Here is a 22343-nt window from a genome sequence, read left to right as displayed (position 1 = left end):
GGAGAGCCGACGGCTCATCACGCGCACCATCGTGCGCGAGCAGGACGTACTGAAGACGCTGCTGCCACCCGGCACCATCACTACGGCATTTGCCGACAGTGTGGGCATCGGGCACTACGCCATGGATTTGCATCGGACCACGCGCGGGGATACCGGTGGCTACGGTGAGACCTTGCCCTTTCAGATTCCACTCGGCGCACTCGTTCCCGTGCGGGTGCGCAATCTGCTCCCGGCGTGCAAGAACCTCGGGGTCACGCACCTCACCAACGGCTGCTTCCGGCTGCACCCGATCGAGTGGAACATCGGCGAGGCCGCGGGTCATCTCGCCGCCACGGCGCTGGCCACACGGCGCCCCCCCGCCGCCATCCACGAGCAGGCAGCCCGCATCAGCGATTTTCAGCGCAGCCTCACGAACGTGGGCATTCGCCTGTCGTGGCCCACGCCACTGCCGCCAGGCTGACGCGGGGCTTGGCTGCGAGGTCCCGGTTACCCGATGACCGTTTGCAGCACGCGCAGCATGTTGCCGCCTAACACCTTTTCGGCGTCAGCCCTCGAGAGGCCCCGCTGCACGAGCGCATCGGCCCATGCAGTGAGTTGCTGGTAATCAGCAAACACCGGCTCGAGGTTGCCGTCCATGTCGGTACCGAGCCCCACGTGGTCCACGCCCACCACGTCGATGAGGCGCTTGGTATTGTCCGCGAATTCCGCGAAGCTGCGATTGAAGCCACTCGGCCACGCCCCGATCACGCCGCCGGTACTCGCGACCAGCTTCGCGTGCTCCACGCTGATGGAACGCGCCGCCAACAGACGGCCCGCGTCGAGGCTGAGAATGCTGTGTGAGAGAATGACCGGCGCCGTGGTGAGTGAGACCACGTCGCGAACCGTGGCGAACGACGCGTGCGCCACGTCCACGAGTACGCGCCGCGCGTTGCATCGCTGCACCACCGCCTTGCCGAATGGCGACAGGCCATTGTGCTGCGGCGGCTGGGTTTGCAGGTCGCCGAGCGCGCTCGGTACGTAGTGCACGATCTGCAGGGAGCGCAGGCCGTCGGCGTACATGAGGTCGAGGCGCTCCACGTCGCCGTCGAGGAATTCACCGCCTTCGCACCCGAGGAAGGCGGCGACCCGGTTTTCGCGCTGCGCGCGCAGCAGGTCGGCCGATGTCGTTGCCATGAATACCGAATCGGATACCGCGGCGAGTTGCTTTCGGAGCAACGCCAGCTGTCGTGTGTATTCAGCGCGCGCCTCGCCCGGTGCATAGCTGCCCCGCGTTTTCACGCCGGTGGGCGTGAGTTCGATGAGCGGCGCATCGCCCACGAGACTGAAGAATGCTCCTGACAGTCGCCCGCGCTGCATGCCCGTCACCGTACCGCGCAGCGAATCGGCGACGTATCCCGCCTTGCCGGCGTTGAAGAAGGCACCGGGGTGCGTGTGCAGGTCGAACGACAGCGGCGCCCGCGGCTGATCGCCAGCGATGTCTGCGCCGCGACGCGACCACAACGCGGTGCCGGCGGAGGCGAGGAGGCTGCCGTGCAGGAATTGGCGGCGGGAAAGCATGACGCGTGACAGGCTGAATGGTGGCGTCGTACATTCGAACGACGAGCATAACCGGCTCACCTTCGGACAATATGCAGCACGCGCGCCCGTCTCGTATACGGCGGGAACGGGCTGCGCCTACGCCGACGCGCTCGAGGTGCTACGCCGATCAAGTTCCCGTTTGATCGCCGCCGTGCGCCGGAGAAACGGGACCAGCGCAATGGCCGGAAGCATGAGGAGCGGCACCAGCGGCATGACCGACCTCGGCGACTTCGTCGCCACGATCCACACGAAGATCCCGACCAGCACGCAATCGACGAACGCGATGTACACGATCCAGTTCGTGAGCCGCTGCTTCATGGCCTGGAGCGCGGCAGTGGAGAGATTGGCGAGGTCGTTCATGGCAGGGAAAATCGCGCGGGATGGCGGTGTGTGCCAAGTGGTATGGCCAGACCGTTTACCTTGCAGGGCCGTCACGTATTGCCTCGACCTCCGGACCACCCGCCGATGACCACAGCGCCAACGGATGCCGCGATCTTCCACATCTGCACCCGTGCGGCGCTCGATGCCGCGCGCACTACCGGTGCGTACCATCCGGAGAGTCTCGCGCACGAAGGGTTCGTGCATCTCTCGTGCGCCCATCAGGTGTTACCCACCGCCCGCGCGTATTTCACCGGCGTGGCGGATCTCGTGCTGCTGGTGATCGACCCCGCGCTGTTGACGGCCCCGTTGCGCTATGAACCGCCCGCGCCTTTGCCGTCGGCTCAACCGAAGGTCGACGATGTGGAGCTCTATCCGCATTGCTACGGGCCACTCGATCTCGAGGCGATCGTCGACGTCATCGACCTCGCGCACTTCGACGGCCGGCCGCCACATACCGATACGATGACGGTATTGCGGCACCATCGGTTCGAACGACTGCCGGTGGAGGGAACGCTCTACCGGAGCACGTGGCGCTCGGCGGAGGAGCTCGATGGCGGTGGACCGGTGGGGACGGCCATGATCGGCTGCTACACCGAGAGTCCGCGCAGCGTCTCCCTGTTTCATCGGCTCACGCATGACGAAGTGTGGCACGCCTATGGCGGCGACACCTTTCTTCTGCACCTGCTGCATGAGGACGGACGCAGCGAAGTGGTGCGCATGGGCCATGACATGGCGGGCGGTGAGCACGTGCAGTACGTCGTTCCCGCGGGTACCTGGCAGGCGGGCGAGCTCGCTCCGGGCGGTCGCTATGCGCTGTTCGGATGCACCATGGCCCCCGGGTTCACCGGCCGCTGCTTCGAGGCGGGGCGGGTGGACCTGTTGCGCCTGAGTCACCCGCAGGCGGCCGATGCCATCGGGCGGCTCGGTGTCACTCACGGCAGCACGCAGATGCCGCCGGGCTTCGCCGAGTGAGGTGCTCCGCGTCACGCGCGCCGCACTGAGCCCTCGTGCGGCTGGTGGAATCCTCACGGGTCGGGCAACTTAGCGAGCTTGGTGGTTTCCCCGTCCTCATTTCCCGACTCATGGTTCTCTCGAAAGACGAACTCATCGGCGCGCTCACGCACGAAGTGAACGTGCTCCGGCACCTCATCACCAAGATCGACGGTGATGCCGTGGACTATCGGCCCACGCCGAAGCAGCGGAGCAGCATCGAGGTGGTGCGCTATCTGGTGGTGCAGGGGCCGGCGCTCGTGCAGGCGATCAGGAACGGTGCGTTCGACCGGGCGGTGTGGGGTGCAGCGCAGGCACAGGCCGATCAGGCGGATCTTGCCAGCCTCGATGCCATTTTGGCCACGCATCCGGCGTGGTTTGCCGAACAGATCGGGGCCATGACCGACGAGGAATTGCGCGCCGACATTCAGCTGTTCGGCGGCCCGATGTCCCGCGGCGTGCACCTGGTCACACTGGTGCTCGCCAACTATGCCGCGTACCGCACGCAGCTGTTCTGCTACCTCAAGCTGTACGGCCGCGATGAGCTCAACACCGCCAACCTCTGGCAGGGGCGCGACCCCAAGCCGGCGGCGTAATCACATGACCCTCCCCACGGCCATCCCGGCGACCATGCGAGCCGTGCGCCTCGAGCAGCCCGGACACCCGGTGGTACTCTCCGAGGTGCCGGTCCCTGCCATTGGAGCGGGCGACGTTCTCGTGCGCGTGCGCGCGGCGGGTATCTGCCACTCCGACGTGCATTACCGCGCAGGACGCTCGCGCGTAGAGCCGTTGCCGCTCACGCTCGGCCACGAGGTGGCCGGCGATGTGGTTGCCGTGGGGAGTGCGGTCACGTCACGGGCCGTCGGTGATCGCGTGTGCCTGCACTATCTCGTGATCTGCGGACAGTGCGAACACTGCATGGCCGGTCGCGAGCAGTTCTGTGGCACCGGGCTCATGCTGGGCCACTTCACCGATGGCGGCTGGGCCGAGTACATCGTGGTTCCCGAGCGCAACGCGGTGCTCCTGCCGGACAACGTGTCGTTCGAGCACGGGGCCGTCATGATGTGCTCGTCGTCCACGTCGCTGCACGCACTGCGCAAGGGTCGCTGCGCACCGGGAGATACGGTCCTCGTGATCGGTGCCGGAGGGCTCGGCATGTCGGCCATCCAGATCGCCCGCGAACTCGGCGCATCGCACGTCATCGCGGCCGATCGCGACGGTCGCAAACTGGCGCTGGCTCAGCGACTGGGGTCTACGTCGCTCGACACCACGGGCCTCACGCCGAGCGCGGCGGCCGATGCGGTGCGTGCCCTCACCAACGGACGTGGTGTCGACGTGGCCGTGGAACTGGTGGGACACGCCGATACCGTACAGCTCGCACTCAAGAGCGTGGCGCCACTGGGGCGCGCCGTGGTGGTTGGCCTCAACGACACCGCCGTGGCCGTTGACACCTACCGCGATCTCATTGGTCGTGAGGCCGAGTTGATCGGCTCCAACGATCATCTGCTCGGTGAACTGGAGGAGCTCACCGCGATGGCGGCCCGTGGTGCCCTCGTGCTCGACGAGGTGGTGACCAACCGGGTTCCGCTCGATGCGGCGGTCATCAACGACATCCTCGACGCGCTCGACCAGCACCGGGCGCCCGTGCGCACGGTCGTGGTGCCGTAAGCGCGACTCAGCCGATCTGCGTGCCGAAGAGTCGGCCCACCAGGGCCGATGATCCCATGGCGATGGCGCCCCAGAAGGTGACACGTGCCGCGCCGGTGAGCACCGGCGCGCCGCCGACCTGAGCGGCCACCGCACCGAGCACACTGAGCAGCACGAGGGCGCTCGCGGTCACGATGCGCGACACCCATGCGTCGGGGGCCACGGCGGCCACCACCACCGGCAGTGTCGCCCCCACCGCGAAGGCCACCGCCGATGCGAGCGCGGCCTGCAGCGGTCGCGCGGCGGTGATCTCGGTGAGCCCCAGTTCGTCGCGCGCGTGGGCGCCAAGAGCGTCGTGCGCCGTGAGCTGCTCGGCGACACGCATGGCGAGCTCGGGCGTGAGTCCGCGCGCCTCGTAGATGCCGGCCAGCTCGCGGAGCTCGGCCTCCGGCATCGTAGCCAGCTCGTGGCGCTCACGGGCGAGATCGGCGGCTTCGGTATCGGCCTGCGAACTCACCGACACGTACTCCCCCGCGGCCATGGACATGGCGCCCGCGACCATGCCGGCGATCCCCGCCACGAGAACGGCGGATCGTTCGGTACCGGACGCGGCCACGCCCACGATGAGACTCGCCGTCGAAATGAGGCCGTCGTTGGCACCGAGCACAGACGCGCGCAACCAGCCGATGTGTTCGGTGCGATGCCGTTCGGAATGTCGCATACGGACAGGGGATTGGAGTCGAGTTCGATCAGTGAGTGTCGCGGTTCTGCAACTCATTCAAGAGCGCTCGCCCCGCGTCCCACGCGCCGAGCCCGCTGGCGCCGTTGATGTGGCCGAGCTCGCCGATGTTCACGAAGCGGCTCCCCCACGACTCGGCGAAGGATCGTGCGCACTCGATGGTCACGTATTCGTCGTTCGTGCTGGCCACGACGATGCTCGGGAAGGGTAACCGAGTGCGCGGCACCGGCGTGAACCCTTCAGGCTCCGGCGGATACACCGGACCGTCGGGATCGCTCGGGGCCACCAGCAGCGCTCCACGAACACATGACAGCATCGCCGGTTCCTCGCGAGCGGCGTGTGCGGCCCAGAAGGCGACCAGCAGTGAGCCGGTACTGTGCCCCACGAGCACCACCTCGTGCTCCGTTGCGGCGATAGTGTGCGTAAGCGTCTGCACCCAATCCGCACATCGAGGTGCGGACCAGTCACACTGCACGACCCGACGACAGTGCGCGTCCGTGCGTTCCCAAACACTTTGCCAGTGATCGGGGCCGGAATCGTACAGACCAGGAAGAATGAGTACCGTGGTAGTCACGCGTTCGCGTCCGACGTGAGGTGGTGGCAGGTTGTGGGAGCGCGCGCTTCGCCGTACGTTCGCGACGAACAGCTGTAGACCACGATTGCAAAAGAGGAATCAATGCTGCCCGAACTGCTCGTTGCAACCGATCTCGACTTCAGCCGTCTGCGCGGCACCCGCCCGGTCGCGGCGGGGCAATGGGACGATGTCGAGCGCGCCGAAGTCGAACGCGAAGGATTCGTGATTACTCTGCGACTGCTGCTGACCGGTGGCAAAACCTTCACGGCGCACGATGATGCCCCCGGGTGGGACGATCTCATCGAACACGGGGAAGACGTGCTCTCCGGATTTCCAGGCGTCCGTGCGATCGCCGACGCGCTCGATGGTGCCACGGGTCCGGTGACGATCTACACGCGCTCCACGTGATGTAACGCCCGCCTCCGCCTCACAACGGCGACGTGCGGCAGCGCGAGGCGAGTAGTCCGGTGGCCTGATCAAGATCGAGATCGGCGACCAGCAACCCTTCCTGCCCGTACGGGTGATGGCAGATGAGGGTTCCGTCGGGGCCGGCGATGGCCGACGTGGTGGGCGACCCCTCGCTCGCGCAGTTTACCGAGGCCACATAGCAGCCGTTCTCGGCGGCCCGACAGAGAATGGCCTTCTCGTGGAAGGTGTTGGCCGGATCGGCGAACGATGTAGGGCGATAGCTCCCCGGTTCGGCGATGCCGTAGTGCGGGTGAAACACGACCTGCGCACCACGGCGCACCGCCCACCGCACCGTCTCCGGATAGCGCCACCCCTCGTGGCAGATCACCACACCGAACGTGAGCGGCCCGGCCGTGAAGACGTGTCGCGTGGTGCCGAACACGGGATAGGTAGACTCCTCGCCCGGGTCCAGCTGTCCCTTGTCCTGCCAGCCGGCGATCGTGCCGTCGGCGTTGATAACGAGCGCGGTGATCTGTAGCCCGCTCGGCGTTATGCGCTCGGTACCCAGGATCACGGCAATGCCGTGTTGCGCGGCGGCATTCGCGATGACGCGCCACGCCAACTCGAGGAACACGGCATCAGGCGCCGGCCGCGTGGTCCCGGGCCAGCGATACCCCGGCACGAAGCATTCCGGAAAGCACACGATGCGTGCGCCGGCAGCGGCGGCGTCACCGATGGCGGCGACGGCCAGCTGTACCGACTCCTCAGGTGACGACGGCGTACGAAGATTGGCGAGCGCGATGCGAACCGTGGTCACAAAAGCCTCTAGAGACTCTGGGGAGCGTTCAGTGTGTATCTCACGGATCGCCGAGCAGATCCCAGCAGTTCCCGAAGGGGTCGCGGAGAAACAGCCCCACGCGCCAACACGAATCCCGTCCCGCCGTGCGGCGGCTGCACCACTATCCACCGCTTCGGTTGGCCGGTGGTCGTTTGTGAGGCGCGATCCTCAGCCAGCGTGAACTGCAGCACGTCCACGAAGAAGCGGGTGGCTTCATCGTAATCGGGGACGATGAACGGGACGAGATCGAGCGAGGTCATGCCAACGTGGATGTGAAGTGCATCAGGCCCCGAACCGTTCGGCAATGCGCGCGCCGGCCCACATGCCCACGCCGAGTCCGACCATGCTCACGATGAAGCTGCCGAAGATGCCGCCGGGGGTACCGAGCCACCAACCCAGAGCGCTCCCCGCGGTGCTGCCGACCATCACGAGGAGTTTTTTCATGGGCGTCTGGAGGATGAAGGAGGCACATGATGGATATAGCCGTTCCGTCGTCCTGACCGCAACATTGAGCATACCGCTCACTCCTACCGTCGCAGACTCATGATGACTTCTCCCATCCGCCGCCGCATGCTGCGCGTCATCGCGGCGGTCTCGCTGTTGATGACCGGAGTGCGCCCCGCGGCCGCACAGACCGATTCCACCGCCGCGTCGCGGTCCCTCGCACGCCTCCTCGACACCGCATCGCTCGGCATGCGAACGGTGGCCCAGAGCAACCTCGAGAATCTCCGACTGCCGGAAGTGACGGAGGACGCATGGCGCGACGATGCCGACCGATGGCAGCGCATCTCCACGGCGCTCGAACGTCTGCGCGACAGTGAACTCTCACCGGTCGAGCGGGTCACAAAGCAGACCCTGGCGTGGGAAGCCAGCTTACAGGCGAAGCGGGCACCATTCTGGCGGGTCGACTTCTCCGACATCACCCCGTATGCGTCGCCCATTCGCGGTATTGCTCAACGTATCGGCGCGAGGACGCTGGTAACTGCAGCGGATACGACAGGGTATCTGCGGTTGCTGGTTCAGGTGGCGCCGCTCCTCGATTCCATCCACAGCGGTCTCGTCGAGCGAGCGTCGCGCGGCATACGACTCGCACGGCCGGCGATTCCGGCCAGCGTGTCGTTGCTGCGCACATTCGCCGTGCGCGGCAGTGCGAATCCATTCAGTATTTCCCCAGCGCAGTGGTCACGATTGGACAACACGGCGGCCGATGCGTTGAAGCGGCGCGCAGCGACGATCGTCGACAGCGCCATCGCGCCGGCCGCCGAGCGCCTGGCCATGTTGCTCGAAGGCCCGTACGCCGTTGCCGCGCATGATGCCGTTGGCCTTGCGTCGTACCCAGGGGGCCGGAGGTACTACGACTGGCTGGTGCAGTGGCATACGACGCTGCCGGTGACAGCAAGAGAGCTGCATGAGTATGGACTCGCCGAGGTCGCACGCATCGAACGCGAGATGGCGCTGATCCGGCGCGAGGTCGGCTTCTCCGGGACCCGCGCGGAGTTTCACGCGCAGCTCGCGCGCGATCCGCGCTTCTTCGCGAAGACACCGGAAGAATTCGGTGCGCGGTTGATGAGCCATGCCCATCGGCTGAAGCCGATGCTGGCAACCGCGTTCATGCGTGAACCACGTGCGGTGGGTGATGTGCGCCGCCTCGCACCGGAACTCGAACCGGCGCTCACCTTCGGGTTCTATCAGCCACCAACGCCGAGCGATACAATCGGCCACTACTACTTCAATGGCACCGGTCTCGATCAACGCTCGCTGCTGACGGCGGCGCCGCTCATCGCACACGAATTGTGGCCCGGCCATCACTTTCAGATCGCTCTTGCCCTCGAGAACGCGGCGCTACCGAGATTCCGCCGGAATCGCTCGTACACGGCGTTCTCTGAGGGGTGGGGCGACTACGCCAGTCTGGTGGCTGGTGAGCTCGGTCTGTACAGCGACCCCTACGATCGGTATGGCCGGCTCGCTATGTCCATGTTCATCGCCTGCCGGCTCGTGGTGGATACGGGGACCAATGCGTTCGGGTGGTCACTGAGGCGTGTCCGCGACTACATGCGTGCGCATGTGCTCGAAAGCGAAACCCAGATCCTCACCGAGTCCCTCCGGTATTCCACCGACTTACCCGGGCAGGCGCTCGCCTACCGCGCAGGGAGCCGGGAGTTCGAACTGTTGCGCCGCCAAACGAAGACGCGGCTCGGTGGGACGTTCGACATGCGTGCCTTTCACGCCATGGTGCTCGAGAATGGATCGCTACCGCTGTCGGTGCTCCGCCATCGGGCGGCGGCGTGGGATGGGCGGATACCCTGACCACGCCGCCCGGCTGATGGTCACCGCATCCGCCACACATCGATGCCACCCGCCATCTGTCCCACATCCACCGAGGCCACGCGCGTACGGGTGGCCAGATCGATGATGTCCACGCTACCGGGCTCCGAGCCCACACCCTCACAGGTGACGAACAGGTAGCGGTCGTCGGGCGACACCACCAATCCGCTCGGAATGCGGCGCGACGTGGCGACGCGCGCCAGCTCAGCGCCTGTTACCGCATCGTGAATACTCACGGACTGCCCGCGCTTGTTCGTGCCGATCACCAGACGACCGTCGTGCGTGGTGGCCAGGTTATACGTCCCCGCGCCGGTGGGTAGACGGCGGCGCATCGTCCACGACGGTACATCGATTTCCACGAGCTCGGAGGCGCGATTACACGCGACCCACACGGTGCGCCCGTCACGCGACGGCTGCGCCCAGGTGGGCGAGCAGCTCACGTCGCCGGGCTTGGGCGGCTCCATGCCATGCCCGGCATGATCGGCCGACATGGGGCGCCCGCGTTGCGGCGGAGCACCGGGCATGCCCATCTCGGATCCCTTCCCGAGTGAGAAGTGACGCGCCACTTCGAACTTCGTGGCGTCGATGTCGACCAGCACATCGTCCATCATGCACACCGACCAGTGATGCGCACCGTCCGGTGACAGGCGCGACCCGTGCGGCATGGTGCAGGTGGGAATGCGCGTGAGCTCCACCATGTCGCGCGTTCCCACTACCGAGACACTCGACGGCACCATCTCGCCGTGCAGGTTGAAGTTCACCACCCAGGCGAACTCCCCGTCGCCACTGACTTGCAGCGTGGCGGGGAACGAGCCGAGGTCCACCTGTCCGCGCACCTGATCGGTTTCGGTGTCGAGCTTCCACAACGTCCCGTTCGGCACGCCATGCGCCGTACTCACGAAGTAGTACCGACCATCGGGTGAGACGCTCACGCCATGCGGCCCATCGGGGTCCACGGCATTCCGGCCGATTACCCGTTCGCGTACCACGCGAGCGCCGTCGGGACCGAAGCGGACGACCTGCATCCGGTCCGCCGCTTCGGCACCGACGATCACGTCGTACGTGCGCGTGGGCGGCGCAGGCATAGTCGCCTGCGCGCCCAGCACGTTGACGGTCAGTACATCGGCTACCAGCGCGAGCGCACCGGCCGCCGACCACCACGCTCGCGTCACGGCGTGATTCTCCCGGGCTTCGGCTTGATCTTTCCGATGAACAGCCCCGCATTCATGTCGTTCACGAAGATGAGATTGTCTTTCGCCACCACGCCCCAGGTCATGGTGGCGTTGGGCACGTGCGCCTTCGGATCGGACGGGTAGAACGTCGCGATGCTGCGATTCTGCAGACGCAGGTCGCCGCGCAACTCACCCGACACATCGATGGCATGGAAACCGGCGTTGTAGGCGCCAACGTAGAGCGTATCGCCACGCGCCCACACGTTGTGCACACCACCGTGATCGGGCTCCCACCAGGCGACCGACTTGGGGTTGGCGAGATCCGACACATCGATCACTTGCAGGCGTCCCCACGCCTGCGTCAGTTCACTGCCACCCGCCTGCCCGAAGCCGGCACCGAAGACCTCATCGGCGATGAAGACGTAGTCCTTGTGTCGCCATGCCGTGTGCGTACCGCGGATGTAGCCGGGGCCGCCCTTGAGCTCCACGCGCTTGTACAGCTTGTCGAGATCATACTTGTACTGCGACACGAACTGCGGCTTCGACGGCGTACCGCCCTTGATGCCGTTCCCCACGTCGAGAATCACCAGGCCGTCGTTCCAGAACGACCCGTACAGTAGCCCATCCTGCACATCGATGTCGTGCAGCGACCGCCCTGCCTCGGCGCGCGGCGTCGCCCACACGGCGAGCTCGCGCGGCTTCGACGGATCGTCGAGGTTGATCACATGCACCGCACCCGTGCCGTCGTTCGTGATGAACACGTTGAGCTGGCCGGTCTTCTTGTCGCGATACACGAAGCTCGAGTGCACACCGGCCGTCACCGTCTCGGTGTATTCACTGACCTTCTTCGGATGGAGCGGATCCTCGAGCGTGTAGATCACGATGCCGTTCTTGCGGTCGCTCGCGCCTTCGCGCGTGTGCACGAGGATCTTCCCCTCGACGTCGGTCATCAGGTCATTCACGCGACGCGTGTTGCTCAGCAGCGAGTCGACGACCTTGGGGTCGGCCGGATTGCTGATGTCGATGACATAGGCCACATCGCCGCCGCTGCCGGAGCCGAGATAGGCGACCTTGCCGTTGGGGTGCACCCACACCTCTTCGGTGCTGAAGCGTGAGCGCACCACCTTGCCCACCAGTTCGAACTGCTGCCCCACATCACGCTCACTCACGGTGATGGTGGTGCTGGCCGTGGCGGGACCGGCGACGGCGGTCACCACATAGGTGCCTTCGGCATACGCCACGAAGCGACCATCGGCGTCGATCTGGCCGTTACCGCCCGACATGGTGTAGACCGGCGACAGGTCGGTGCGTCGACGGCCGCCCGCATTCATGGCGAACGAAAGGCGCACCACATCACCCTGGCGCACGCGCGTGGCCGACGCGGTGAGGCTGCTGCGTGCGGCCGCGCCGCTCACGACATCGATCGGGAGCGTGGTGGACACACCGCCGACCGTGGCGGTAAGGATGGTCTTTCCGGCGCGCCGCGCGGTCACCACGCCCTCGGCGCTCACGGTGGCCACCGCGGGGTTGGCACTCGTCCATGTCGCCGCCGTTGGCGCCTGATCGCCATCACGAGAGATCCCGGTCGCGGCGAGCGGATAGCTCTGTCCCACCACGAGCGCGGTGATGCGTGGGGACACGGCGACCTTCACGGGCGCGGCCGCTACCACCTTCACCTCCACCCGCTGCACCACCGGCGCCCGGCCGGCCTGCACCGCCGAGACGTTCGCCACGACGGTGCCGGGGGCACCCGCCTTCACCCACCCGGAGCGATCGACTTTGCCTTCGAAGCTGTAGCCGCCCTGGTTGTAGAGGATGCGGGCGTCGGTGGGTTTGCCGCTGGCGTCTACGGCGCGCCCCACCAGCAGGACCGAGTCACCCACCGTGACTGTGGGTTGGCTGGGCGTGACGACGATGCGGGCCACCGGCGCCGCGGACGCCGCTGGGGTCTGAGCGGGTGGCTGCTGGAGGACCAGCGAGAGCAGGAGCATGGACATGGCGTGAGGGGCAGAGAGGTGGGCGGCGCATTCCAGAGCGTGAATATCCGTCCGGCACTGTGCTGCCTTGAATCGAAAGGGCCCGCAGGCCGCTGGCAACCGTCTCGCGAGCGTGGGCCGGCGCCGCTACTCCTTAGCGCGCGGGTGGCGCCGGATCGTTCCAGGAGGCCGACACGGTGATGCGCATCCCCTCCGGAGTGCGCACGAACACTCGGGTGGAGACGCCCGTCAGCGTGTCACCGGGTACCGGGACACCGATGTAGCGGTAGTAGCCATACACCACACCCGGTGCGATGGGCGTGACACGCATCTCCCGCACGATGAGGGTATCGGGCCACGCATTGGTCTTTCGCGCCGACCAGTTCTCGTATCCCGTTTCCATGCCGGCCGGCGAATGGCGCACGAGCCGATCGGTGTGCACGTACGTGGCGAGATAACGCGCCTGATCGCGCTGATGAATCGCCGCGATGTTCTCGCGGAAGGTGACCAGGGCGTCGGCGGAGTCTTTCGCGGCCGTGTTCCCGCTGCCTCGTCGCGCCGTCTGCGCGTGCAGCTCGGCCGAAGCCATGAGCACGAGCCCGATATACAGCGATGTCGATCGCCACAGGCGGGAATGACGCGCGTTCACAGTGCTGACCTCTGACATCTGCGGTTCTGGGGTGATGGGGATTGGCGCCTGGACATGCGCCTTCACTCACCAACATTGCTATCGAGCCGCATACTTAGCGAGCCATCGGCGTTTCCCCTCACCACGATCGATATGCTCTCGCGCTCCATCCGTTTGCTCGCTGCGGTGCTCATGCTTTCCACGAGCGCGCGGCCTGCCCGCGCACAGGCCGTGGATTTCGATGCGGCCTCCGTTCGGCAGCTGGCCGCCGCGATGGATGCGGGCACCATCACGAGTGAGCGGCTGGTGCGCCTCGCTCTCGCACGGATCGACGCCTACGATGACAAGGGGCCGCAGCTCAACGCCATTCTGACACTCAACCCCAAAGCCGTCGAGCAGGCACGCGCGCTCGACGCCGAGCGGAAGGCGAAGGGGAAGCGATCGCCACTGCACGGCATCCCGATCGTCCTCAAGGACAACTTCGACACGTACGATCTGCCGACCACCGCGGGTTCGATTCTACTCGAGGGCTCGCTGCCTCCCGACGATGCGTTTCTCGTGAAGAAGCTGCGCGAGGCTGGTGCGGTGATCGTGGCGAAGGTGAACCTCTCCGAGTTCGCATCGGGGAGTGCCTTCAGCTCCCTGGGCGGACAGACGCGGAACCCGCACGATCCCCTCCGCACACCGTCGGGCTCATCCGGGGGAACGGGTGCGTCCATTGCCGCTGCCTTCGCCGTGCTGGGACTCGGTACCGACACGGGCGGTTCCATCCGCGGCCCCGCCACGGCCAACGGCATCGTCGGCCTCAAGCCAACGCTTGGGCTACTCAGCCGCGATGGAATCGTCCCACTCGCACTCAGCTTCGACACGGGTGGCCCACTGGCCAGAAACGTGAGCGATATCGCCGTGGCGCTTGGCGTCATGACCGGCGTGGATGCGGCGGACACCGTGACGCAGCGTAGCGCCGGCCGCTTTGAGCGTGACTACACCCGGCATCTCGACAGTACGGCGCTCAAGGGCGCGCGCATCGGCGTGGCGCGTGACTTCTTCGGTCAGGATGCGGAGGTGGACTGGGTGATGGAGGCGGCACTCGCCACCATGCGGGCCGCCGGTGCGACCATCGTGGATATCCGCCTGCCGAAGTGGTTGCTCGATGCCAAGGGGGAGTTCTACTCGGCGGTGCGATATCCGGAGTTCACGGTGCAGATCGAGCAGTATCTCGCCACGCTCAAGCCTGGCTATCCCAGGTCACTGGCCGAGATGATCGAGCGATCGAACCGCATCGTGTCGCCGCGTGACGACGGTGCCGGCCCCAACGAGGTACGCTGGAATCTCTTCAAGCGCGAAGCCGCGAGCGGCACGCTGCGTGATGCACGCTATACCGCCGTGCGTTCGCACGGGCTGGCGCTGGTCACTGCCACGCTCGATGGCACGTTCACGGACCTGCAGCTGGATGCGATCGTGTACCCCACGGCGTCGCGTCGTGCCGACCTGATCACGGCGCCCCCCGAGCCGCCCGGTGGCGGTGCGGCCAGCGCCGCGAATCTCGCCAACCTGTCGGGGTTCCCCGACCTCATCGTTCCGGCTGGCTTCACCACCGATCATCTGCCCGTGGGCATTTCGTTTCTCGGCCGCGCGTTTTCGGAGGGCAAGCTCCTCGGACTCGGCTACGCCTTCGAACAGCGCACCAAGGCGCGCCGGCTGCCGCGTCACACGCCGGCACTCACCGGCGAAAAGGGGATCGTGCGGTAGGGTAAAGGAGCGGATCTACCGACGAAGCACGAGATAGGGCTCTCCGGCGATGTTCCGTAGCTCCACCAGCGTGGCCTGACACGTCTATACATTTTGGAGTATCCCCACGCCGTTTGTCCGCCCGCCCATCCACCATGTCCACGATGTCCGATCCGCGCCTCGATACGAGCCGCGTCGTCCGCGCCCCACGCGGCACCCAGTTGCACTGCAAGAACTGGATTGCCGAAGCCGCGTACCGCATGCTGCAGAACAACCTCGACGCCGAAGTGGCCGAGAATCCGCAGCATCTCGTCGTGTACGGTGGCATCGGACGCGCGGCGCGCGACTGGGCCAGCTTCGATCAGATCCTCGCGTCACTGCGTGATCTCGAGCACGACGAATCGCTGCTCATTCAGTCGGGCAAACCGGTTGGCGTGTTTCGCACGCACCCCGACGCCCCGCGCGTGCTGATCGCCAACAGCAACCTCGTGCCGAAGTGGGCCACCTGGGAACACTTCAACGAACTCGACCGGCGCGGCCTGTTCATGTATGGACAGATGACGGCCGGAAGCTGGATCTACATCGGCACACAGGGGATCGTACAGGGCACGTTCGAAACGTTCGTCGAGGCGGGGCGCCAGCACTACGGCAATGATCTCGCCGGCCGATGGATTCTGACGTCGGGGTTGGGCGGCATGGGTGGCGCGCAGCCGCTCGCCGCCACACTGGCCGGTGCGTGCTCACTCAACATCGAGTGTCAGCAGAGCAGCATCGACTTCCGTCTGCGCACCCGCTACGTGGACAAGCAGGCACGTGACCTCGATGATGCGCTGGCGCTCATCCGCGAGCATACCTCGCGTAAGGAAGCCGTGTCGATCGCGCTGCTTGGCAACGCAGCGGAGGTGTTGCCGGAACTCGTGCGTCGCGCGCAGGCTGGTGGCATGCGCCCCGATATCGTCACCGATCAAACGTCGGCGCACGATCTCATCAACGGATACCTGCCGGCCGGCTGGAGCGTGGCCGAGTGGAAGGCCGCGCAGCAGGACCCTGTGCAGCACGCGCGGCTCAAGGCGGCGGCCGCACAGAGCTGCGCCGTGCACGTGCAGGCCATGCTCGACTTCCACGCGATGGGCGTTCCCACCGTCGACTACGGCAACAACATCCGACAGGTGGCACTCGATCAGGGTGTGACCAACGCCTTCGCCTTCCCCGGGTTCGTGCCGGCGTACATCCGTCCGCTGTTCTGCGAGGGCAAGGGACCGTTCCGCTGGGTGGCGCTCTCCGGCGACCCCGAGGACATCTATCGCACCGACGCGAAGATCAAGGAGCTCTTCCCGAATAACGCGCACACACACCGCTGGCTCGACATGGCCCGCGAGCGCATCAGCTTCCAGGGCCTCCCCGCGCGCATCTGCTGGCTCGGTCTCGGGGAGCGCCACGTGGCGGGACTCGCCTTCAACGAGATGGTGCGCACGGGCGAGCTCAAGGCCCCCATTGTGATCGGTCGTGATCACCTCGACACCGGGTCGGTGGCAAGTCCCAATCGCGAAACCGAGGGGATGAAGGACGGCACGGATGCCGTGAGCGACTGGCCGCTGCTCAATGCGCTGCTGAATACGGCCGGCGGTGCAAGCTGGGTGAGCCTGCATCACGGCGGCGGCGTGGGCATGGGCTACTCGCAGCACGCGGGCATGGTAATCGTGGCCGACGGCACCGACGCCGCCGCCGAACGTCTCGCGCGCGTGCTTGTGAACGATTGCGCATCTGGCGTGATGCGTCATGCCGATGCCGGGTACGAGCAGGCTATCGCGACAGCCGCACGCTTCGGCCTGAAGCTGCCGATGATCACGTCCACCGCCTCGTGAGGAGCCAGCGCACATGACCTCTGCTCTCACGATCAACCTGGGCCATCTGTCGCTGGCCGATCTGCGGCGCCTCTGGGCACAGCCCACCGCCGTGTCCCTGCATCCGGTCGCGCGTGTGGCCGTGGAACGGGCCGCAGCCACCATCCACGACATCGTACACAAGGGCGATGCCGCCTACGGCATCAACACCGGCTTCGGCAAGCTCGCGAAGTCGCGCATTCCCGATGACCAGTTGGAGCTCCTGCAGCGCAATCTCATCCTCTCCCATTCCGTGGGGGTGGGTGAGCCGATGAGCGATGCCACCGTGCGGCTCCTCATGGTGATGAAGGCCGCCAGTCTCGCGCGCGGCTACTCCGGTGTGCGCGCCGTGGTCGTCGACACCCTGCTCGCGCTGCTCAACGCGGATATCATGCCGCTCATTCCCGTGAAGGGGTCGGTGGGCGCCTCGGGTGACCTCGCTCCTCTCTCGCACATGACACTGGCACTCATGGGCGAGGGATCGGTGCGGGTGCACGGCGTGGTACGCTCGGCGGCCGACGCGCTGGCAGCGGCCGGCATCGCCCCGCTCACGCTGGCGGCGAAGGAAGGCCTCGCGCTCATCAACGGCACGCAGGTGTCCACCGCCCTCGCCTTGCATGGGCTGTTCATGGCGGAGCGGTTGCTCGAGGCCGGCGCGGTGATCGGCGCGTTGTGCGTGGACGCGGCCAAGGGGAGCGACACGCCTTTCGACCCGCGCATTCACGCCGTGCGGGGACAGCCGGGGCAGATTGCGCTCGCCGAGGTGATCCGGGCGATGCTCGCGAACAGCGAAATCCGTCGCTCGCATCTCGTGAACGACGAACGGGTGCAGGATCCGTACAGCTTGCGGTGCCAGCCGCAGGTGATGGGGGCCTGCCGCGATCTCATCGTGAATGCGGCACGCACGCTGCTCATCGAAGCCAACGCCGTCACCGACAACCCCCTGGTGTTCACCGACACCAACGAAGTCTTGTCGGGCGGCAACTTCCATGCGGAGCCGGTCGCCTTCGCGGCCGATACGCTGGCGCTTGCGATCAGTGAGATCGGCGCCATCTCCGAGCGCCGCATTGCGCTGCTCATCGACAGCACGATCTCCGGGCTCCCGCCCTTCCTCGTGAACAACCCGGGGCTCAACAGCGGGTTCATGATCGCGCACGTCACGGCGGCGGCGCTCGCGTCGGAGAACAAGTCGCATGCGCATCCGGCCAGCGTGGACAGTCTGCCCACGAGCGCCAATCAGGAAGACCACGTGAGCATGGCCACCTTCGCCGGACGTCGACTCGCGGACATGGCCGACAACACCGCGACTATCCTCGGCATCGAGTGGCTGGCGGCGGCGCAGGGGGTGGATTTCCACCGGCCCCTCACCTCGAGTCCACGTCTCGAGCAGGTGCAGGCGGCGCTCCGTGATCATGTGCCCTTCTATGCGGAAGATCGACTCTTCGCACCGGATATCGAGGCGGCGCGCACGTTGGTGATGAACGGGGCGGCCGGCGGCGCGCAGCAGGATCTGCTCGCGTCGCTCTGGAGCTGACGCACCATGAGCACGCGCACCCTCTGGCACCACGCGACACTCGCCACCCTGACGCACGGGGCCCCCGATGGATGGGGACTCGTGCCCAATGGCGCCGTGCTGACGGAGGGCGACACCATTCTGTGGGTCGGTCCCTACGACAGGCGACCGGCCGCCGCTGACGGCGCGCGCGAAGTGGATCTGGGCGGCATGCTCGTGACGCCAGGGCTCATCGATTGCCACACGCACCTCGTGTACGGCGGTCATCGTGCCAACGAAGCGGAGATGCGCGCCAACGGGGCGAGCTACGAGGAGATCGCGCGCGCGGGTGGCGGCATCCGTTCCACCATGGCCGCCACGCGCGCTGCGAGCGAGCAGGAGTTGTACGATGGGGCCATGCGCCGCGTGTCGGCGCTGATGCGCGAGGGCGTCACGACGCTCGAGATCAAGTCGGGGTACGGGCTCTCGTTCGACGCGGAAGAGCGCTGCCTGCGCGTGGCGCGGGCCATCGGCGCGTCGGGCGCTGTCGACGTGCGGACCACGTATCTCGCCGCACACGCGTTGCCGCCGGAGTTCGACGGGCGTGCCGACGACTACATCGAGGCGGTCTGCGCGTGGATGCCCACCCTGCAGGCCGCGGGGCTCGTGGATGCGGTGGACGCCTTCTGCGAAACCATCGGCTTCTCGCCGGCGCAGACGCAGCGGGTGTTCGAGGCGGCCACTTCACTCGGACTTCCGGTGAAGCTGCACGCGGAGCAGTTGTCCGATCAGGGCGGCGCCGTGCTGGCCGCGTCGTACGGCGCGCTCTCGTGCGATCACCTCGAATACCTCAGCACCGCGGGTGTGGCCGCCATGAAGGCGGCCGGCTCGGTGGCCGTACTACTCCCCGGCGCGTACTACATGCTGCGTGAAACGAGAGTGCCGCCCATCGCGAGCCTCCGCAGTGCCGGCGTACCCATGGCCGTGGCCACCGACCACAACCCCGGAACGTCACCGGGGTTGTCGTTGCTGCTCAGCGCGCACATGAGCTGCATCTTCTTCCGTCTCACACCACTCGAAGCGATCAAGGGCATTACGGTGCACGCGGCCAAGGCCCTCGGCCTGATCGACCGCGGCATGCTGGCGGCCGGTATGCGCGCCGACTTCGCGTCGTGGGACGTGGCGCACCCCAATGAGCTCACTTACTGGTTCGGACAGAATCCGTGTCGCCGTGTGATCGCGGCAGGAGTGGAGCGCGCATGAGCACCCCATTCGTCTGGCAGGGACGGACCGACGCGGAAGAAGTCGGGGACAGCCGCCGTTGGCACCACGTGATGCGACCGTTCGACCAGAGCGCGCACGGCGGCGTGGCGCTCATCGGGTTTGCCGTGGACGAAGGCGTGCGCCGCAATGGTGGCCGCGTGGGTGCGGCGCAGGGGCCGAACGCACTGCGGGGCGCACTCGCCAACATGCCGGTGCACACCGAACCCGCGTTGTGGGATGCGGGCGACGTGACGTGCGACGGCGATGCCCTCGAGCAGGCGCAGGACGCGCTCGCGGCGCGCGTGGCGTCGGTGGTCGCGCAGGGATGCCGCCCCATCGTGCTGGGCGGTGGCCACGAAATGGCCTGGGGCACGTTTCAGGGGCTGGTGCGCTCACGGCCGCATAGCGATCGCCTGCTCATCGTGAACATCGACGCGCATTTCGATTTGCGTATGGCCGCGCGCGCCAACTCCGGCACCCCGTTCCGCCAAATGGCCGAATGGTGCGCGGCGCAGGCGCGTGCCTTCTCATATCGCGTGCTCGGCATCAGCCGCTTCGGCAATACGCGCGCGCTCTTCGATCGCGCCGAGTCGTTGGGGGTGCAGTTCGTCACCGACGATATGCTGCAGGATGCGACCGGACTGCACGCGGCGCAGGCGGGGCTGACCACGGCGCTGGCGCAGTGCGACGGCGTGTATCTCACCATCTGTCTCGATGTGCTGCCGGGGCACGTGGCCCCCGGCGTATCCGCGCCCGCCTCGCTGGGCATACCGCTGCATATCGTGGAAGCGGTGGTCGATCAGGTGCTAGCGAGCGGCAAGTTGGTCGGCGCCGACATCGCCGAACTGAACCCCGCGCATGATGAGGCAGGGCGCACGGCACGCGCGGCCGCACGCCTCGTTACTCGGATGGCGCGGGGGTAATTCGGGGTAGCACGTGCGCGCGCGACTCAGCTGGCGGTGCCACTTACATGCCGCGCGAAATTGTCGAGGATCGCCTGCCACCCGTCGCGCTGCATCTCCACGGGATGTTCCGTTTCCGGCTCGAAACTCACGGTCACCGTGACGCCGTCGTGGTTGCTGGTGAAGGTCACCGACGCGAGCCGCTCGCCGAACCGGTACGCGATCAGTTCGTGCGGAACGATCGTGGTGTACTCGCCCTCGAAGTCGAAGCCGAAGGACCCGTCCTTCGCCTCCATGCGCGAGCTGAAGCGACCACCGGGCCGGAGGTCCACGGTCGCCGCCGTGGTGTGCCAGTCGGCCGATGCCGCGTTCCACTGCATGATGTCCGCCGGGGTCGTGTAGGCGCGCCAGACGTCGGCGAGTGGGGCGGTGATGGTGGTGGTGACGGTGATCATGCTCATCAGGAAAAGACTCCAGTGGCTATCGAGAGCGCGTCGCCAACCGTGCAATGCGCCGCGCCATCTGGTGTGGGACGCGCTCACGAAGCCCGAACACGTGAAGGAATCGGGGTAGCCACCGCCGCTATGTGGTTATCGGCAGTGACGAAGCGTCCACCCGGTCGAGAAATTTGGCCAGCGCCGCTGTCACCGCCTCCGGCTGTTCCACCGACGACGAGTGCCCGGCACCCGGAATGCGAACCAGCTCGGCGTTCGCGATGAGGTCGCGGATCCGTTCCGACTTGGCGGGTACGGTGGCCACATCTTCCTCCCCCACCAGCACCAATGTGGGGCATTGAATGTTGCCCAGTTCGTGGGCCACGCCGTCGCGCTCCACGACGCCGTTCACCGCCCGATAGATCGACTGCCGGTTCCCCGTCAGCTGCGCGCGCCAATGTGCGCGATCGGCCGCCTTGGCGGGGGCGGACAGGAACGTGCGCCCGAACATGATGGGCATGACGCGTCGCTCTACCCACCGGATCCCCAGCCAGCGCACAATCGCATTCATGAGCCGGTAGCGCGGCACGTTCTCCGCGGGCTCAGCGTCGGCGCTTGTGTCCAACAGCGCCAACGAACGCAGCAGCGCCGGGTGGCGTGCTGCGAGGCGCATACCCACGAATCCCCCCATCGAGAGCCCGACGAAGTGCGCCGGCGGCAGCGCCAGGGCACGGATAAGCGCAAGCGCATCCTCGGTGACCTGTTCGATGGTGATGACCCGCCCGCTCACGTCGGCGCTGCGCCCCTGCCCGCGGTGGTCCCAGCGGATGCAGCGGTAGTGCCCCTGCAGCGCCGCCACCTGCGCGTCGAACATGCGGCTGCTCATGAGCAGGCCGTGCGAGAAGAGGAGCGGCGGACCATCACCCCCCGAGTCCTCGACCCAGAGCACGGTGCCGTTCACGGTCAGGAGACCTGCGGTGGGCGGAGTCATCCTCACAAGCTGCATGCGGGTCCTGCCGGCCGGGAGGGGAGTCACGCGTTGGCCTCCTTGGGTTGACCGTGCGGTCATCCCGCCCCATCACCAGCAGCGTGCGTAGCGACCGCGGCGACGGCGTCACGAGGCATTACGACAACTCCCCCGCAAAGCGCCGCGCCATCAGCCGCCGGTGCAGCGCGGGGCAGGTGGCCCAGAGCCACGCACCGAAGGCCGGCAGCCACTCACGGGGCACCTCCGCCTTCCGCGCCACCAGCGCCGCCGCAATCCGTTCCGCCTGCCACTCGGCGCTGCGGATGCGCCCCACGGTGCTTCGGGCGTGCGGCGCCGCGCCGCCGTCGGCCCCCAGCGCATTCCGCTCGATGGGGGTGTCCAGGAAGCTGGGGTA

23 protein-coding genes and 1 pseudogene are annotated in these 22343 nt (G+C 66.8%); 11 read left to right on the top strand and 13 right to left on the bottom strand.

Annotated features, from left to right (window positions below):
* Nucleotides 1-460 (top strand): FAD-dependent oxidoreductase (locus ACIQ6O_RS02325; RefSeq protein ID WP_396206154.1); only part of this gene is annotated, 460 nt, incomplete at its 5' end.
* Nucleotides 461-486: 26 nt separating this feature from the next.
* Here the strand turns inward: ACIQ6O_RS02325 and ACIQ6O_RS02320 are convergent.
* Together ACIQ6O_RS02320 and ACIQ6O_RS02315 are read right to left on the bottom strand one after the other, a co-directional pair.
* Nucleotides 487-1557: a dipeptidase gene (locus ACIQ6O_RS02320; RefSeq protein ID WP_396206153.1), complete on the bottom strand. Its 1071-nt coding sequence runs from the start codon at nt 1555-1557 to the stop codon at nt 487-489.
* 117 nt (nt 1558-1674) lie between these two features.
* On the bottom strand, nt 1675-1938 hold the full coding sequence (locus ACIQ6O_RS02315; protein WP_396206152.1) for a hypothetical protein: 264 nt from the start codon (nt 1936-1938) through the stop codon (nt 1675-1677).
* Nucleotides 1939-2043: 105 nt separating this feature from the next.
* Here ACIQ6O_RS02315 and ACIQ6O_RS02310 point away from each other — a divergent pair, with 105 nt between their 5' ends.
* The 3 genes from ACIQ6O_RS02310 to ACIQ6O_RS02300 all read left to right on the top strand — a co-directional run bounded on the left by ACIQ6O_RS02310 (nt 2044) and on the right by ACIQ6O_RS02300 (nt 4617).
* Nucleotides 2044-2931, top strand: coding sequence for a cupin domain-containing protein (locus ACIQ6O_RS02310; protein WP_396206151.1), 888 nt, complete (start codon nt 2044-2046; stop codon nt 2929-2931).
* Between the two features lie 110 nt (nt 2932-3041).
* A complete protein-coding gene (locus tag ACIQ6O_RS02305; protein ID WP_396206150.1) occupies nt 3042-3545 on the top strand; it encodes a hypothetical protein in 504 nt (167 codons plus the stop codon).
* 4 nt (nt 3546-3549) lie between these two features.
* Nucleotides 3550-4617 (top strand): alcohol dehydrogenase catalytic domain-containing protein, encoded by a 1068-nt coding sequence (locus tag ACIQ6O_RS02300; RefSeq protein WP_396206149.1) that lies wholly within the window; start codon nt 3550-3552, stop codon nt 4615-4617.
* A 7-nt stretch (nt 4618-4624) separates the two neighbouring features.
* On the opposite strand, the gene ACIQ6O_RS02295 is transcribed toward ACIQ6O_RS02300, so the two are convergent.
* Both ACIQ6O_RS02295 and ACIQ6O_RS02290 read right to left on the bottom strand, forming a co-directional pair.
* Nucleotides 4625-5317, bottom strand: coding sequence for a VIT family protein (locus ACIQ6O_RS02295; RefSeq protein ID WP_396206148.1), 693 nt, complete (start codon nt 5315-5317; stop codon nt 4625-4627).
* Between the two features lie 28 nt (nt 5318-5345).
* On the bottom strand, nt 5346-5909 hold the full coding sequence (locus ACIQ6O_RS02290; RefSeq protein ID WP_396206147.1) for an RBBP9/YdeN family alpha/beta hydrolase: 564 nt from the start codon (nt 5907-5909) through the stop codon (nt 5346-5348).
* A 102-nt stretch (nt 5910-6011) separates the two neighbouring features.
* Here ACIQ6O_RS02290 and ACIQ6O_RS02285 point away from each other — a divergent pair, with 102 nt between their 5' ends.
* The gene (locus ACIQ6O_RS02285) at nt 6012-6317 is read left to right on the top strand and encodes a hypothetical protein (RefSeq protein ID WP_396206146.1); all 306 of its coding nucleotides are present in this window, start codon (nt 6012-6014) and stop codon (nt 6315-6317) included.
* A 19-nt stretch (nt 6318-6336) separates the two neighbouring features.
* Here the strand turns inward: ACIQ6O_RS02285 and ACIQ6O_RS02280 are convergent, their stop codons facing one another.
* The 3 genes from ACIQ6O_RS02280 to ACIQ6O_RS02270 are packed head-to-tail and all read right to left on the bottom strand — an operon-like array spanning nt 6337 to nt 7599.
* Nucleotides 6337-7134 carry a carbon-nitrogen hydrolase family protein gene (locus ACIQ6O_RS02280; protein ID WP_396206145.1) on the bottom strand — a complete coding sequence of 266 codons (798 nt, stop codon included), beginning with the start codon at nt 7132-7134 and terminating at the stop codon, nt 6337-6339.
* A gap of 8 nt (nt 7135-7142) precedes the next feature.
* A complete protein-coding gene (locus ACIQ6O_RS02275) occupies nt 7143-7415 on the bottom strand; it encodes a hypothetical protein (RefSeq protein ID WP_396206144.1) in 273 nt (90 codons plus the stop codon).
* A 22-nt stretch (nt 7416-7437) separates the two neighbouring features.
* Nucleotides 7438-7599 (bottom strand): hypothetical protein, encoded by a 162-nt coding sequence (locus ACIQ6O_RS02270; RefSeq protein ID WP_396206143.1) that lies wholly within the window; start codon nt 7597-7599, stop codon nt 7438-7440.
* A gap of 99 nt (nt 7600-7698) precedes the next feature.
* On the opposite strand from ACIQ6O_RS02270, the gene ACIQ6O_RS02265 reads away from it, so the two are divergent.
* On the top strand, nt 7699-9462 hold the full coding sequence (locus tag ACIQ6O_RS02265; RefSeq protein ID WP_396206142.1) for a DUF885 domain-containing protein: 1764 nt from the start codon (nt 7699-7701) through the stop codon (nt 9460-9462).
* 20 nt (nt 9463-9482) lie between these two features.
* Here ACIQ6O_RS02265 and ACIQ6O_RS02260 read toward each other — a convergent pair whose 3' ends face one another.
* The 3 genes from ACIQ6O_RS02260 to ACIQ6O_RS02250 form a co-directional block, all read right to left on the bottom strand.
* Entirely contained in the window at nt 9483-10652 is a 1170-nt protein-coding gene (locus ACIQ6O_RS02260) for a YncE family protein (RefSeq protein ID WP_396206141.1), read from the bottom strand.
* Nucleotides 10649-12649, bottom strand: coding sequence for an Ig-like domain-containing protein (locus ACIQ6O_RS02255; RefSeq protein ID WP_396206140.1), 2001 nt, complete (start codon nt 12647-12649; stop codon nt 10649-10651). Before ACIQ6O_RS02255 ends, ACIQ6O_RS02260 begins: the two co-directional genes overlap by 4 nt.
* 133 nt (nt 12650-12782) lie before the next feature.
* Nucleotides 12783-13223 (bottom strand): hypothetical protein, encoded by a 441-nt coding sequence (locus ACIQ6O_RS02250; protein ID WP_396206139.1) that lies wholly within the window; start codon nt 13221-13223, stop codon nt 12783-12785.
* Nucleotides 13224-13409: 186 nt separating this feature from the next.
* Between ACIQ6O_RS02250 and ACIQ6O_RS02245 the strand changes: the two genes are divergently transcribed.
* The 5 genes from ACIQ6O_RS02245 to hutG all read left to right on the top strand — a co-directional run bounded on the left by ACIQ6O_RS02245 (nt 13410) and on the right by hutG (nt 20548).
* Nucleotides 13410-15008: an amidase family protein gene (locus ACIQ6O_RS02245; protein ID WP_396206138.1), complete on the top strand. Its 1599-nt coding sequence runs from the start codon at nt 13410-13412 to the stop codon at nt 15006-15008.
* A gap of 134 nt (nt 15009-15142) precedes the next feature.
* A complete protein-coding gene (hutU, locus tag ACIQ6O_RS02240; RefSeq protein ID WP_396206136.1) occupies nt 15143-16852 on the top strand; it encodes a urocanate hydratase in 1710 nt (569 codons plus the stop codon).
* A gap of 13 nt (nt 16853-16865) precedes the next feature.
* On the top strand, nt 16866-18404 hold the full coding sequence (hutH, locus tag ACIQ6O_RS02235; RefSeq protein ID WP_396206135.1) for a histidine ammonia-lyase: 1539 nt from the start codon (nt 16866-16868) through the stop codon (nt 18402-18404).
* Between the two features lie 6 nt (nt 18405-18410).
* A complete protein-coding gene (gene hutI, locus ACIQ6O_RS02230) occupies nt 18411-19625 on the top strand; it encodes an imidazolonepropionase (RefSeq protein ID WP_396206134.1) in 1215 nt (404 codons plus the stop codon).
* Nucleotides 19622-20548, top strand: a complete 927-nt coding sequence (gene hutG, locus ACIQ6O_RS02225) for a formimidoylglutamase (protein ID WP_396206133.1) — start codon at nt 19622-19624, stop codon at nt 20546-20548. Before hutI ends, hutG begins: the two co-directional genes overlap by 4 nt.
* Nucleotides 20549-20574: 26 nt before the next feature.
* On the opposite strand, the gene ACIQ6O_RS02220 is transcribed toward hutG, so the two are convergent.
* The 3 genes and pseudogenes from ACIQ6O_RS02220 to ACIQ6O_RS02210 all read right to left on the bottom strand — a co-directional run.
* Nucleotides 20575-20988, bottom strand: a complete 414-nt coding sequence (locus ACIQ6O_RS02220) for an SRPBCC family protein (protein WP_396206132.1) — start codon at nt 20986-20988, stop codon at nt 20575-20577.
* A 121-nt stretch (nt 20989-21109) separates the two neighbouring features.
* Nucleotides 21110-21952, bottom strand: coding sequence for an alpha/beta fold hydrolase (locus ACIQ6O_RS02215; protein WP_396206131.1), 843 nt, complete (start codon nt 21950-21952; stop codon nt 21110-21112).
* 133 nt (nt 21953-22085) lie between these two features.
* A pseudogene (locus ACIQ6O_RS02210) lies at nt 22086-22343 on the bottom strand (short-chain dehydrogenase); the annotation flags it as partial.

The sequence above is a fragment of the Gemmatimonas sp. genome, assembly GCF_044345575.1.
Classification (GTDB): Bacteria; Gemmatimonadota; Gemmatimonadetes; order Gemmatimonadales; family Gemmatimonadaceae; genus Gemmatimonas.
The sequence above is the reverse complement of the archived record's forward strand: the minus strand, read 5'-3'. Positions and strand labels throughout refer to the sequence as shown.

Excerpts from the sequence above, each read along its gene's own strand:
- ACIQ6O_RS02320 (WP_396206153.1), bottom strand. The coding sequence starts at position 1,557 with ATGCTTTCCCGCCGCCAATTCCTGCACGGCAGCCTCCTCGCCTCCGCC.
- ACIQ6O_RS02315 (WP_396206152.1), bottom strand. The coding sequence starts at position 1,938 with ATGAACGACCTCGCCAATCTCTCCACTGCCGCGCTCCAGGCCATGAAG.
- ACIQ6O_RS02310 (WP_396206151.1), top strand. The coding sequence starts at position 2,044 with ATGACCACAGCGCCAACGGATGCCGCGATCTTCCACATCTGCACCCGT.
- ACIQ6O_RS02305 (WP_396206150.1), top strand. The coding sequence starts at position 3,042 with ATGGTTCTCTCGAAAGACGAACTCATCGGCGCGCTCACGCACGAAGTG.
- ACIQ6O_RS02300 (WP_396206149.1), top strand. The coding sequence starts at position 3,550 with ATGACCCTCCCCACGGCCATCCCGGCGACCATGCGAGCCGTGCGCCTC.
- ACIQ6O_RS02295 (WP_396206148.1), bottom strand. The coding sequence starts at position 5,317 with ATGCGACATTCCGAACGGCATCGCACCGAACACATCGGCTGGTTGCGC.
- ACIQ6O_RS02285 (WP_396206146.1), top strand. The coding sequence starts at position 6,012 with ATGCTGCCCGAACTGCTCGTTGCAACCGATCTCGACTTCAGCCGTCTG.
- ACIQ6O_RS02275 (WP_396206144.1), bottom strand. The coding sequence starts at position 7,415 with ATGACCTCGCTCGATCTCGTCCCGTTCATCGTCCCCGATTACGATGAA.
- ACIQ6O_RS02270 (WP_396206143.1), bottom strand. The coding sequence starts at position 7,599 with ATGAAAAAACTCCTCGTGATGGTCGGCAGCACCGCGGGGAGCGCTCTG.
- ACIQ6O_RS02265 (WP_396206142.1), top strand. The coding sequence starts at position 7,699 with ATGATGACTTCTCCCATCCGCCGCCGCATGCTGCGCGTCATCGCGGCG.
- ACIQ6O_RS02255 (WP_396206140.1), bottom strand. The coding sequence starts at position 12,649 with ATGTCCATGCTCCTGCTCTCGCTGGTCCTCCAGCAGCCACCCGCTCAG.
- ACIQ6O_RS02245 (WP_396206138.1), top strand. The coding sequence starts at position 13,410 with ATGCTCTCGCGCTCCATCCGTTTGCTCGCTGCGGTGCTCATGCTTTCC.
- hutU (WP_396206136.1), top strand. The coding sequence starts at position 15,143 with ATGTCCACGATGTCCGATCCGCGCCTCGATACGAGCCGCGTCGTCCGC.
- hutH (WP_396206135.1), top strand. The coding sequence starts at position 16,866 with ATGACCTCTGCTCTCACGATCAACCTGGGCCATCTGTCGCTGGCCGAT.
- hutI (WP_396206134.1), top strand. The coding sequence starts at position 18,411 with ATGAGCACGCGCACCCTCTGGCACCACGCGACACTCGCCACCCTGACG.
- hutG (WP_396206133.1), top strand. The coding sequence starts at position 19,622 with ATGAGCACCCCATTCGTCTGGCAGGGACGGACCGACGCGGAAGAAGTC.
- ACIQ6O_RS02220 (WP_396206132.1), bottom strand. The coding sequence starts at position 20,988 with ATGAGCATGATCACCGTCACCACCACCATCACCGCCCCACTCGCCGAC.
- ACIQ6O_RS02215 (WP_396206131.1), bottom strand. The coding sequence starts at position 21,952 with ATGACTCCGCCCACCGCAGGTCTCCTGACCGTGAACGGCACCGTGCTC.